9 protein-coding genes and 1 CRISPR repeat array (1 of these 10 only partly in view) are annotated in these 12681 nt (G+C 68.0%); of the genes, 7 read left to right on the top strand and 2 right to left on the bottom strand.

Translation table 11 applies throughout. The features are described 5' to 3' along the window. Positions 1 to 1070: direct repeats of the CRISPR family, unit length 29 nt; unit sequence GTCTCCCCCGCACCCGCGGGGATCAACCC; it reaches 2741 nt to the left of the window's first position. A gap of 469 nt (positions 1071 to 1539) precedes the next feature. After that, positions 1540 to 2568: a beta-N-acetylglucosaminidase domain-containing protein gene (locus ASE58_RS06510; protein ID WP_235513516.1), complete on the bottom strand. Its 1029-nt coding sequence runs from the start codon at positions 2566 to 2568 to the stop codon at positions 1540 to 1542. 404 nt (positions 2569 to 2972) lie between these two features. Between ASE58_RS06510 and ASE58_RS06505 the strand changes: the two genes are divergently transcribed. From ASE58_RS06505 to ASE58_RS06485, 5 genes are read left to right on the top strand one after another with little or no spacing between them, the layout of a single operon-like run. Beyond that, positions 2973 to 5705 carry a TonB-dependent receptor plug domain-containing protein gene (locus ASE58_RS06505; RefSeq protein ID WP_055818967.1) on the top strand — a complete coding sequence of 911 codons (2733 nt, stop codon included), beginning with the start codon at positions 2973 to 2975 and terminating at the stop codon, positions 5703 to 5705. A 5-nt stretch (positions 5706 to 5710) separates the two neighbouring features. Then, entirely contained in the window at positions 5711 to 7273 is a 1563-nt protein-coding gene (locus tag ASE58_RS06500; RefSeq protein ID WP_055818964.1) for a sodium:solute symporter, read from the top strand. Beyond that, positions 7270 to 8151, top strand: a complete 882-nt coding sequence (locus ASE58_RS06495; protein ID WP_055818961.1) for an N-acetylmuramic acid 6-phosphate etherase — start codon at positions 7270 to 7272, stop codon at positions 8149 to 8151. The genes ASE58_RS06500 and ASE58_RS06495 overlap by 4 nt, the downstream gene beginning before the upstream one ends. After that, a complete protein-coding gene (locus ASE58_RS06490; RefSeq protein WP_055818958.1) occupies positions 8151 to 8879 on the top strand; it encodes a GntR family transcriptional regulator in 729 nt (242 codons plus the stop codon). Before ASE58_RS06495 ends, ASE58_RS06490 begins: the two co-directional genes overlap by 1 nt. A gap of 9 nt (positions 8880 to 8888) precedes the next feature. Continuing rightward, complete coding sequence (locus tag ASE58_RS06485; RefSeq protein ID WP_055818955.1) at positions 8889 to 10088, top strand: FAD-dependent oxidoreductase; 1200 nt, start codon at positions 8889 to 8891, stop codon at positions 10086 to 10088. A 31-nt stretch (positions 10089 to 10119) separates the two neighbouring features. Here ASE58_RS06485 and ASE58_RS06480 read toward each other — a convergent pair whose 3' ends face one another. Beyond that, positions 10120 to 11196 (bottom strand): aldo/keto reductase, encoded by a 1077-nt coding sequence (locus ASE58_RS06480; RefSeq protein WP_055818952.1) that lies wholly within the window; start codon positions 11194 to 11196, stop codon positions 10120 to 10122. Positions 11197 to 11275: 79 nt separating this feature from the next. On the opposite strand from ASE58_RS06480, the gene ASE58_RS06475 reads away from it, so the two are divergent. Further along, positions 11276 to 11935 (top strand): TetR/AcrR family transcriptional regulator, encoded by a 660-nt coding sequence (locus ASE58_RS06475; RefSeq protein ID WP_055818949.1) that lies wholly within the window; start codon positions 11276 to 11278, stop codon positions 11933 to 11935. A 41-nt stretch (positions 11936 to 11976) separates the two neighbouring features. After that, positions 11977 to 12675, top strand: a complete 699-nt coding sequence (locus ASE58_RS06470; protein WP_055818944.1) for an NUDIX hydrolase — start codon at positions 11977 to 11979, stop codon at positions 12673 to 12675. The last annotated feature ends 6 nt before the right edge of the window (positions 12676 to 12681 follow it).

Genomic DNA, 12681 nt, shown 5'->3' with positions numbered 1-12681 from the left:
AGCCGTCTCCCCCGCACCCGCGGGGATCAACCCGAATCCATGCTCACCGAACAGCGACCCGACGCGTCTCCCCCGCACCCGCGGGGATCAACCCTACCGAGCCGGCCCCCGCGCCGGCCAAGGAAAGTCTCCCCCGCACCCGCGGGGATCAACCCCTTGCTGCCCATCGACTCATAACCGCCTAGCCGTCTCCCCCGCACCCGCGGGGATCAACCCGCTTACCTCCGAAGATCGCGCCCACTTGCTGCGTCTCCCCCGCACCCGCGGGGATCAACCCGAGAAGTTGTAATTCGGGGAAGTGCCGTCCCGGTCTCCCCCGCACCCGCGGGGATCAACCCTGACTATGGAACTGAAGACGAACGATCTCGCGGTCTCCCCCGCACCCGCGGGGATCAACCCCACTCGAAGTCCCGCGTGCCGTTGTCCGTGCTGTCTCCCCCGCACCCGCGGGGATCAACCCCTCCCGAAGATTCTGTTCGAGGCGCATATCTTGTTTCCCCCGCACCCGCGGGGATCAACCCTGGCGAGCGTCGAGCGCGGCGTTGCCGTAGAAGTCTCCCCCGCACCCGCGGGGATCAACCCCGCGCTGTTTCGCGTCGTCGGCGAAGATCACGGTCTCCCCCGCACCCGCGGGGATCAACCCTGCCCGGCCGCTGCCCGAACTGCAGCATCGCCGTCTCCCCCGCACCCGCGGGGATCAACCCTCGTCGCGGGCTCCGGCGCGCAGGACGTCGGCGTCTCCCCCGCACCCGCGGGGATCAACCCGCGCATCACGTCGTGCGGGCCAGATGCTTGCCGTCTCCCCCGCACCCGCGGGGATCAACCCGCGCCATCATAGCTTTGGCAGCAGCGAGCAGAGTCTCCCCCGCGCCCGCGGGGATCAACCCGTGTCGGGCACCGGTCTTAATCAATACGCCCTGTCTCCCCCGCGCCCGCGGGGATCAACCCATCGCGGGCCGCATCGGGTCGACGGCTGCTGCGTCTCCCCCGCACCCGCGGGGATCAACCCCTCGGGCGCCTCACCTCCCCGCCTCCCCGCGTGTCTCCCCCGCACCCGCGGGGATCAGCCCTACGGCCCCTAAACCCCTGCAGCATTTGGCGGCGACCGTACCGGGCCCTTACGACGCTTAATAACAATTGCACGCACTTCTCAGACCCGACCTACGACGACTACGCACCCAAGCATTCAGGGAAATGCAGTTACGAAAGTCATCGGTTCGCCACCGTGCCACCGTTCCCGTACACCGACGGACAGGTCTAATGCACGGATTGCCCCATCGCGAAATGCGCGGCCAACTGCGTTGGTGCCTCGTTGGCGCCGTTCCTGCCTACGGCTTCGCCCAAAGCCGGAAAATCTTGCGCGAGCCCCCCACCATAACCAACCATAAAAGGCCGTGTTCAATCGCATTGACAGATAGCCAAACCAATTCGTCTTAAATCAGCAAAAGCAGTCACGGTAACCATCCGCCGACTTCCGCGACCGGCAGGGCCGCCCTGCCCACCTATTGCGGCGTCTGCACTTCGGCATCCGACATCAGATCACGGCCCTCCAACCATCGCACCACCTCCGCGGTGGCGGGGTGTGGTGGGGGGGTAGTTTGGGATGGGGATGTTCAAGCGGTCGTGGCCCGCGTCCTGGAATTTCAGCAGGTCGCGCTGGAGCAGGTCGGCCAGTTCGCTGCCCAGCAGCGTGGTTGCCGCTTCGGCGAAGGCGGCGGCGTAGCGATAGTCTTCGCCGAGGCGGTAGAGCATCGGCAGCGTCAGCGCGGGGATGCAGGTCAGGTGCGCCTGGATCGCGGGGTTGATCGCATGGCCCGTCAGCCACGGCGCGATCGCCGCGCTGCGCCCGGTAAAGGCGCGCAGGTGGAGGTGACGCGACATCCGCGCCCCGTCGTTGACCGGATAATTGTCCCACAGACACACGCGGCGCCCGAGCGCATCGGCGACGCGGCGGAGATGGCCGACGCCGATCTCCTTCGAACACACCTCTTCGCCGGTCCAGTAAACCTGCACCGCGGGATCCAGCATCCGCCCGAGATCGCCGAGATAGTCCACCGGCCGCGCGCCGAACACGCGGTCGAGCACGGGATCGTCGGAATAATAGGTCGGGCACATATAGACCCGCGTCGCACGGGTGATCCCGGCACAGAAATTGACGACCTGCGCCTGCCGCGCCGCCAGTTCGGGCAGGTCACCGCGCAGGTCGTCGAACAGGATGGCAAGATCGTCGATGCCGATCGCGTCGAGATCGGCGATGCGCCGCGTGATGTCGGCGCGGACCGCATCGTCAAAGGGATGGGTCGAGCCGATCGGGGTCAGCGCCATGCCGAAACGCATGCCGGCTGCGCGCACCTGCTCCGAAAGCTGCGCCAAGGCTGCGGTTTGCGCCGCGTCGTGCGCGGTGCGCCAGGTCCGGCGGAGCGACGCATCCGCCTTTGGACCATAATGGTAGAAGCGGTAACCGGCGGCGGCGAGCGTTTCGACGACATAGCCGCGTTCGTCCGGGGTCCAGAGGCGGCCGAAGCGGCCCTCGATCATGCCGAGGTCGGGAAGTACGGGTTCGGTCATGGGCGACATAGATACCAGCTGCCATGGAATGACAAGTGGCATCATAGTGGCTTCATCTGCTCACTTGGCGGCAGGGCGAACACTGCCGTGACAATATCCAGGGCCTTTTGCGACGGTGACTGCTGCCAGAGTTAGCAGGCCGAGCAAGGGGTGCAGCGCATCGGCAGCGTCGGCAATCGGGTGAACGCCGATTTGCGGGACGTGCCCTCGGGACCGAGAAGCGGGACCCCGGATCAAGTCCGGGGTGACGTTGGGGTGCGGCGGGGGTCGTGGCGGGATTATGCCATACCAAATTGATACCACCTCTTTACTTGGTACCGGCAGGTATACATACTCCAACCGACCGCACCATGCGGACGGGACACCGACCGGGAGAGTCGGCGGTGCGAGACAGGGAGCAGAGCATGCGTTCATCGTTCCGGTATTCGACCGCGCTGGCGGCGCTGGCCATGGCGTTGACGCAGTTGCCCAACGTCGCGATGGCGCAGACGGCCCCCGCCGACACCGCGCCCGCCGGCGATGAGCAGGGCGAGATTGTCGTCACCGGCACGCGCATCCCGACGCCGGGGCTGGTGTCGAGCAGCCCGGTGGCATCGACCGGCGAGCAGCAGATCCGGTTGCAATCGGCGCTGACCATCGAGGATTTCTCCACCAAGCTGCCGCAGCTGTCGGGCGGCGTGCGGCAGGGGTCGCAGGGGAGCGATGCGTTCGGGGCGCAGGTGCTGGAACTGCGCAATTTCGGGCAGAGCCGGTCGCTGGTGCTGATCGACGGCACCCGCGCCGCACCGTTCAGTTTCCGCAACTCGGTCGACGTCAACGCCATTCCCGCCTCGCTCATCAAGCGGGTCGACGTGCTGACCGGCGGTGCCGCCGCCGTCTATGGCGCGGATGCGGTGGCGGGGGTCGTCAACTTCATCCTCAACGACGAGTTCGAAGGGGTGCGCGGGACCGCCGCCAGCCGGTTGTCGGTGCGTGGCGGCGCGCAATATGGCGGGTCGGTGATGCTGGGCTTAAGCGTCGGCGACCGTGGCAATTTGGTGTTCGCGGCCGATTATACGCAGCGCGACGGCATTCTCGCGCGACAGCGCGACTGGGCGGCGACGCCGAACCAGACCATTCCCAATGTCGGCGGCGTGTTCACCGATGTCGCAAGCGGACGGCGGTTCGGCTTTACCGATAGCGGCGCGTTCACCACCAGCCCGTCGGCAACGTCGAACATTTCGGGCAGCTATCCGCTGGTATCGCCGCTGAAGCGCATCAACCTGGCCGCGCTCTACAAATACGCAATCACCCCGGCGGTCGAGCTGTACGGCCGGGCGATGTTCACCAATGCCCGCACCGAAGAAACCGGCACGCCCGGCGCACAGCCGGCCAGCGTCAGCCGCACGGTCGGGATAAACGCGACCAACCCGTTCCTGACCGATGCGATCCGCAGCCAGCTGACGTTCGTGAACGGCGTGGCGCAGGTGAATGTCAGCCGATCGCTGGCCGAGCTGGGCCTCATCACCTATCGCACCGAACGCGATACGTTGCAGTTGCAGTCGGGGCTGCGCGGGCCGCTGACCGGCGCCCTCCAGTGGAACGTCTATGCCCAATATGGCCGGTCGGTCGAAAACTCGCTCATCGGCGGCGATGGGTTGGTCGCCAATGCCAGCGGGGTCAATAATTTCGCATCGATCGTCAACACGGTCGACATTTTCGGCCCCAACCGCCCCGGTATCGCAGGCGCGCTCGGCAGCCCGATCAACGGGTTCAACCGCAAGCGCGACCAGTTCGTGACCGCCGCGACGGTCAGCGGGACGCTGGACGATGTGTTCACCATGCCCGCCGGGCCGATCGGCTTTGCGGTTGGTGCGGAGTATCGCCGCGAGACGGCAAGCATCCAGCAGGATAGCGCGCTGCTGTCGGGCAATACGTATCGGCAGGGGGTGCAGGCGGCGTACACCGGCACGTTCGACGTGAAGGAGTTGTACGGCGAGCTGCGCGTGCCGCTGATCCACGACACGCCGTTCATCCGCCAGTTCGACGTCGGCGGGGCGTATCGCCTGTCCGATTACGACCTGTTCGGCACGCACGGGACGTGGAAGGTCGAGGCCAACTGGGCGGTCGACCGCAATTTGCGGCTGCGCGGCACGTATCAGCGCGTGCTGCGCACCCCCAATTTCGGCGAGTTCGCCGCCAGTACCTCTTCGCTGCCGTTCAGCAATCTCGTGACCGTCGACCGACTGAAGCCGCGTTATGGCGGCGATCCGTGCGTCATCGGCACCGGCAACCGGGCACAGTGCGACCGGCTGGGTGCACCGGCGCAAGGGGCGGCCAATTCGACGGCGTCGAGCTACCTGACCGGCAATTACTTCTACGGCGGCAATCCGGACATCCAGCCGGAGACGGGCTTTACCAAGACCATTGGCGGCGTGCTGACCCCGACATTCCTGCCGGGTTTCAATGCGACGGTCGACTGGTATGAGCTGGACCTGCGCGGTGCGGTGGGCGTGATCCAGCCGATCGCGGCGATCACCAGCTGCTACATCACCAATCCGAGCGCCGGCAATCCGCTGTGCAATCTGGTGACGCGCAACGCCGACGGGTCGTTCAAGGACGCGTTCGTCAACAACCAGAATCTGGGGCGGCTGCTCCAGCGCGGGCTGGACGTCGCGGCCAGCTATACGCTGCGGCCCGAATGGATGAACGGCGTCGGGCTGCGCGCCAGCTATCAGGGCAATATCGTCACGTCGTACCTGATCCAGGCGAACCCGACGGTGAACGCGGTGCAGTGCAAGGGCACGTTCGGCGCGACCTGTTCGAGCGACGGCACGACCCTGGTCCAGCCCGATTACCGCCATACCGCCGGCATCGGCATCCTGTTCGACCACGGCGTGATCCAGTTCGACTGGCAGCGGATCGGGCGGGCGAAGTCGAGCGCGGCGGGATCGACCGAGACGATCGGTGCGCAGGACACGTTCGACCTGTCGGCATCGCGCGATTTCACGCCGGCGATCACGATGAGCGCGGGCGTCTACAACCTGCTCGACCGTCGTCCGCCGCGCGTGTCGGCGGGCGGGGTCTTCAACACCTTCCCCGATACCTATGATATTCTGGGCCGGACGATCGGGTTCACGCTGACGGCAAAGATGTAAGGGCGATGCACCTGCCCTTTTCGCTGGCCGACTGGCTGGTCATCGCTGCGTACCTGTTGCTGCTGATCGCCGGGGGGTGGATCTTTACCCCGCGCAACACCGCGTCGGCCCACGACTATTTCCTGGCCGGGGGCAATGTGTCCGCATGGCTGGCGGCGGTGTCGGTGTTGTCGGCGACGCAATCGGCGGCGACGTTCCTCGGCGGGCCGGACTATGGCTATGGCAAGGACCTGACCTACCTTACCGGCAATATCGGCGGGTTGCTGGGCGCGATGTTCGTCGCGCATGTGATGATCCCGCGTTTCTATGCGATCCGCGCGACGACGGCGTATGAGCTGCTGACGATGCGGTTCGGCATCCGCGCGACGCGCTGGGCCGGCGGCATGTTCTTGGTCGGGCGGGTCTTTGCCGGGGGTGCGCGGGTGTATCTGGCGGCGATCGCGCTGGCGATGGTCATTACCGGGTCGGTCGATGCGACCGGCATCCTGATCGCCGCTGCGCTGCTGGTGGTCGCCAGCGTCCTGTTCACCTTTGTCGGCGGGTTGAAGTCGGTCCTGTGGAACGACCTGATCCAGTTCATCGTGTATCTGGGGTCGGCGATCGCGGTGCTGGTGTTCCTGCGGCTATCGATCCCGGCGTCGAACGAGGCGATTATCGATGCGCTGCGCAGCGCACCGGGCGGCGTCGACAAGCTGCGGCTGTTCGATTTCTCGCTGGATGTGTCGCGGCCGTTTTCGCTGCTGGCGATCGTGACCGGGATCACGCTCCTCTACATCGCCAATGCAGGCATGGACCAGGACACGACCCAGCGGCTGCTGGCGTGCAAGGATGCGAAGACCGGCGCGAAGGGACTGTACCTGTCGGTGTTCGCGACGATCCCGACGGTCGGGCTGTTCATCGTCATCGGATTGTTACTCCATATCTTCTATAACCGACCCGACCTGATGGGCGGTGCCGCCGCCACGGCGGGCCAGGCATTCGGGGGCGAGAAGATCAGCATCTTCATGCACTATATCCTGACGGAGCTGCCGGGCGGTTTGCGCGGGCTGGTGACGATCGGCATCTGCGCGGCCGCGGTCGCGACGACCAATTCGGCGCTGAACGCGATGTCGTCGGTGCTGGTGCAGGATTTCTATCGCCCGTGGCGCGAACGGCGCGGGAGCGTGGCGGAGCGGCATTATGTCAGCGCCGGGCGCGCGGGCATGGGGGTGATCGGCCTCGCGATGCTCGTGATGGCGGTCGCCTCCTATTACTGGCAGCGGCATAGCAGCATGGGCCTGCTGGAGTTCGCGTTGCAGGTGATGGTGTTCACCTATGCCGGGCTGCTGGGGGTGTATTTCACCGCGTTATTTACCGCGCGGGGGACCAGCGGGTCGGTGGTGGCGGCGTTGCTGGTCGGTTTTGCGGTGATCGTGCTGCTGCAACCGGGCATCGCGCGCGCCATCGGGCTGCCGGGCGTGCTGACCGGCCTCGCCTTTCCGTTTCAGCTGTGCATCGGCACGCTGGTCGCATTCCTCGTCTGCGCTGCCCCGGCGGGGCGGGGCCAACCGGATGGACTCCTGCCATGAATACCGAAACGCTGGACCCCCGCTATCGCGGCGTCGAACACTGGCCGACGACGTGCGCGGTCGAGGCGATGCTGGAGGGGCAGATGGCGGCGATCGCCGCGCTGCAGACGCAGACCGCCGCCATTGCCGCCGCTGCGGACGCTGCTGCGACCAGGCTGGCGACGGCCGGGCGGCTGGTGTTCGTGGGTGCCGGTACGTCGGGGCGGCTGGCGGTGCAGGATGGGACCGAGCTGCACCCGACCTTTGGCTGGCCGGGCGAGCGGCTGGTGTTCCTGATGGCCGGTGGTGCCGATGCGCTGACCCGTGCAAGGGAAGGCGCAGAGGATGACGCCGATGCCGCGCGGGTGGAGGTTGCCGCCGCCGGGATCGGCGCTGAGGACGTGATGATCGGCGTGGCGGCGAGCGGACGGACGCCCTTTACGGTCGCCGCGATCACGGCGGCTCGGGACGCGGGCGCACTGACCATCGGCATTGCCAACAACCCCGCGACGCCACTGACGCAGGCGGCCGAGCATGTCGTGGTCGCCGCGACGGGCAGCGAGATCATCGCCGGATCGACCCGGATGAAGGCGGGGACGGCGCAGAAGGCCGCGCTGAACCTCTTGTCGACCACGATCATGATCCGCTTGGGCCTCGTCTATGACGGGCGGATGGTCGCGATGCGGGTGTCGAACGCCAAGCTGCTGCGCCGTGCGCGGGCGATGGTGGCGGAGCTGACCGGGATCGAGGCGTCTGCCGCCGCCGATGCGCTGGCGCGCGGCGGCAACGACATTCGCCGCGCGGTGCTGATCGCGCGCGGGCTGGTGCCGGATGCGGCGGCGGCGTTGCTCGACGCACATCACGGGCGGCTGGACGCCGCGATCGCGGCGATCGGCTGATGCGCCAGATCGCATGGCCCAGCAGTGACGAGGACACGCCGCTCTACCTGCAGCTCGCCCGCAGTCTGCGCGATCATATCAGCGACGGCGGGATCGGGCCGGGCGGCGCCCTCCCCTCCGAACGCGACCTGAGCGAGATGGCGGGGCTGTCGCGGGTGACGGTGCGCAAGGGCATCCAGCAGCTGATCGACGAAGGCATCGTCGTGCGCAAGCAGGGGTCGGGTACCTTCGTCGCCCCCCGGATCGAGGCGCGCGGCAGCCGGCTGACCAGCTTCAGCGACGATGCCCGGCTGCGTGGCGAGGCGCCCGGCGTCGTGTGGATCTACAAGAGCTATGCGGTGCCGACCGAGGAGGAGGCTGCCGCGTTGGAGGTCGCGGCCGATACCCGCGTTGCGCGGCTGGGCCGGGTGCGGCTGTCGGGCGGCGATCCGCTGGCGATCGAACATGCCGTGGTGCCGGCCGAGTTCATGCCCGACCTCGCCCGGTTGCAGGATTCGCTTTATGAAGCACTGGAGGCGCATGGCTTTCGCCCGGTCGGCGGCACGCAACGGGTGCGCGCCTCGCTCGCCACCGCGACCGAGGCGGGCATCCTGTCGATCGAGCAATTGTCCGAGGTGCTGCGGATCGAACGTCGCACCCGCCTGTCCGACGGGCGGATCGTCGAATTCACCCGCTCGGTCTATCGTGGCGACCGCTATGAATTCGTCACGGAGCTGAACGAGGTATAGGCTGACGCGATGCAGCGTCTCCACATCGCCATTGCCGGCTGCGGCCCGGCCGGTCTTGCCACCGCGTTGCTGCTGCACCGCGACGGACATCATGTCACGCTGTTCGAACGGTTCGATGCGCCACGTGCCGTCGGATCGGGGCTGATGATCCAGCCGACCGGCTTTGCCGTGCTGCGCGAACTCGGGCTGGACGGCGCGCTGCTCGACCATGGCGCGCGGATCGACCGGCTGCACGGCGAGGCGGGCAGAAGCGGGCGCGTGGTGCTGGGCGTGCGCTATGCCGCGCTTGGCAAGCGCGCCGGGTTCGGCGTCGGGGTCCACCGCGCCGCGCTGTTCGCGCTGCTCCACGATGCGGTCGCGGCCGAGGGGATCGCGATCGAAACCGGTTGCGCGGTGACCGGCAGCGACGCCGCCGCCGGCGGTCGCCGCCTGCTGGTGCTGGAGGGCGGAAGACGGACCCCGCCGTTCGACCTGATCGTCGATGCGCTGGGCACGCTCACCCCGCTCGCCCCGCCCTGTGGCCGGGCGCTGGCCTATGGCGCGCTGTGGGGCACGCTCGACTGGCCCGAGGACGCCGGCTTCGACCCTGCCGCGCTCGAACAACGCTATCGCCGGGCGAGCGTGATGGTCGGCGTGCTGCCGATCGGGCGCTTTCCGGGCGCGCGGCGGCGGCAGGCGGCGCTGTTCTGGTCGCTGCGCGCCGACCGGCTGGCGGCATGGCACGCGGCGGGGCTGGACGCGTGGAAGGCGGAGGTCGCCGCGCTGTGGCCGGCGACGCAGGCGCTGCTCGACCAGATCGGGTCGAGCGAGCAACTGACCTTCGCCCGCTATGCCCATCGCACGCTGCGCATCCCTGCCGAGCCGGGCATGATCCATATCGGCGACGCGTGGCATTCGGCCAGCCCGCAGCTGGGCCAGGGCGCGAACATGGCGCTGCTCGACGCATGGGCGGTGGCGCGGGCGCTGCGGCGGGCGCCCGACATCCCCGCCGCGCTGGCCGATGCGGTCGCGATGCGGCGGCGGCACGTCCATCTCTATCAGGGGCTGACCGCATTGTTCACGCCGGTCTACCAGTCCGACAGCCGCATCCTGCCGTTCGTGCGCGACCGGATCGTCGGGCCGCTATCGAAACTGTGGCCCGCGACGCGCATCCAGGCGGCGATGGTCAGCGGCCTGATCGGCAATCCGATGCGGCCGCTGTTCGACTGAGGCAGCGGGAAGGCCAACCAAGCCGACAATCTCAATCGCTCCAGCCCACGACGTCGTGCCCGCCATAGACCATGCGGCGGATCGTGGGCGAGGTCAGCGCTGCGCTGAACCCCGTCGGCGCGGTGCTCGCTTCGTCCAGCAGCGCGAGATGCGCGGCGTCGAGGTGCAGGTCGGTGGCGGAGATGTTGCTGTCGAGCTGCGCGACCTTGCTGGCGCCGATCAGCGTCGATCCGACGCCCCTTTGCGCCAGCGTCCAGGCCAGGGCGACCTGCGCCACCGGGCGGCCAAGGTCGGCTGCCACCTGCTCGACCGCTTCGAGGATCGTCCAATTGCGGTCGGTGAACTTGCTGTCGCCAAACGGGTTCGCGCCGCTCAGCCGCCCCTTGCCGGCAATATCGCCGCGCCGGTACTTTCCCGACAGGAACCCGCCGGCCAGCGGACTCCACGGCATGATGCCCATCCCGCCATCGCGCGCCGCCGGGAAATGCTCCGCCTCCACATCGCGCGCGACCAGCGAATATTCGACCTGTAGCGCGATCGGGCCGGGGACGCGCCGTTCCGCCGCGATCGTCGCCGCCTTCGCCGCGACCCATGCCGGCATGTCGGACAATCCGTAATAGCGGATCTTACCGGCGCGTACGAGGTCGCCGAGCGTCTGGACGATCTCCTCGACCGGCGTCACCCCGTCCCAGATGTGCATCCAGTACAGGTCGATATACTCGGTTCCGAGCCGCCGCAGCGAGGCGTCGAGCGCGCGGTGGATGTTCTTTGCCCCGGCACCGCCCGCATTCGGATTGCCCCGCCCCGTTTGCGCCGCGGCCAGCGGGCTGGCCGATCCGTTGAAGGCGAACTTGGTCGACAACACGATCGCGTCCCGGTCGCCGCGCTCGGCGATGAACCTGCCGACCAGCCGCTCGCTTTCACCCCCCGCATAGATATCGGCGGTGTCGATGAAATTGCCGCCGGCGGCACGATAGGCGTCATACACCGCCCGCGCAGTCGCTTCGTCGGCACCCCAGTCACCGGGGCCGAAGGTCATGGTGCCCAGCGCCAGCGGGCTGACGATCAGGCCGGAGCGGCCAAGGGCACGGAAAGCGGTCAGGGACATGGCGAGTCTTTCATAGCGGTCGTTATGGAAGTCATGCTAGGAGTCGGGCTGACCGTCAACGCGTTTCCGAGTGAATACTATGAAAGTGGATCAGGGCCCGGCCGCGCGAAAGACCAGGACCGGCCGCCCGCTGTCGTTCGACCGGGATGCGGCGCTGGAGCGCGCGATGCTGACCTTCTGGCGGCATGGCTATGAAACCACGTCGATCACCGACCTGACCGACGCGATGGGGATCAGCACTCCCAGCCTGTACGGCGCGTTCGGTGACAAACGGCGGCTGTTCCTCGAATCGATGCAGCGCTACGCCGGCGATCCGGCGGCGACGGCAGCGGCGATCGACGCCGCGCCGACCGCACGGGCGGCGGCGGCGGAGCTGCTCGCCGGAGCCATCGTGCGCTATACCGGCGAGACGACCCCGCCGGGCTGCCTATTGGCCAGCGCGACGGCCAGCGGATCGGCCGCCTCCGCCGAGGTCCAGCGCGCCGTCGCCGATATTCGCCGCTTCGTGATCGACCGGCTGCAATCGCGGATCGCGCGCGATGTCGCGGAAGGCCTGTTGCCGGCGGCGACGGAGGCATCGGCGCTGGCCGGGCTGGTGATGGCGATGTTGCAGGGACTGTCGGTGCTGGCGCGCGACGGGCTGGACCGGGCATCGCTGCACGCGATTGCCGAAACCGCGCTACGGGCGTGGCCGGAACCGGGCGGGCGCGGCGGCGATGCGCTTGCTACAGGCGTATAACGAGCCTATCTAAAGCGCGTAACGCATATAAGGTTGCCGTGATGGATGAGGCCGCTTTCCTCGACAGCTATGATCCGACAGCGTTCGAGCGGCCATCGGTCGCGGTCGACCTGATCCTGACCAGCGTCGTGGACGGTGCGCCTGCGGTGCTGTTGCACCGGCGCGATGCGCCTCCGTGCCGGGACAGCTGGGCGCTGCCGGGCGGGTTCGTCGGCATCGGCGAGAGCATCGACGATGCGGCGCGGCGGGTGCTGGCGGCAAAGGCGCGGATGGACGGGGCCTATCTCGAACAGCTCTATACCTTTGGCGCGGTCGAGCGCGATCCGCGCATGCGGATCGTCAGCGTGGCGTATTTCGCGCTGCTCCCGGCCGAGCGTTTCACCGCCGCGCCGGGCCTGACGCTCGCGCGGGTGGCGGCAGACGGGGATGGCATGGCAACCGCGTGGGTGGACGGCGCCGCCGTCCCCCTCGCCTTCGATCATGGCGCGATGCTCGACCTCGCGATCCGGCGGCTGCGCGGCAAGCTCGACTGGTCGCCGGTCGCCTTTGCCCTGCTGCCCGAACGCTTCACGCTGCGCGCGTTGCAGGACGTGCACGAGGCGATCCTGGGCCGTGCGCTCAACAAGCCCGCCTTTCGCCGCCGGCTGATCGAAAGCGGACGGATCGCCGCCACCGGCGAACGAGAGACCGGCGCATCCTTCCGCCCGGCCGAACTCTATCGCTACGCCGGAGGGCGTTGACGGCCC

Origin of the sequence: Sphingomonas sp. Leaf9 (assembly GCF_001421355.1) — a bacterium.
Classification (GTDB): Bacteria; Pseudomonadota; Alphaproteobacteria; order Sphingomonadales; family Sphingomonadaceae; genus Sphingomonas.
The sequence above is the reverse complement of the archived record's forward strand: the minus strand, read 5'-3'. Positions and strand labels throughout refer to the sequence as shown.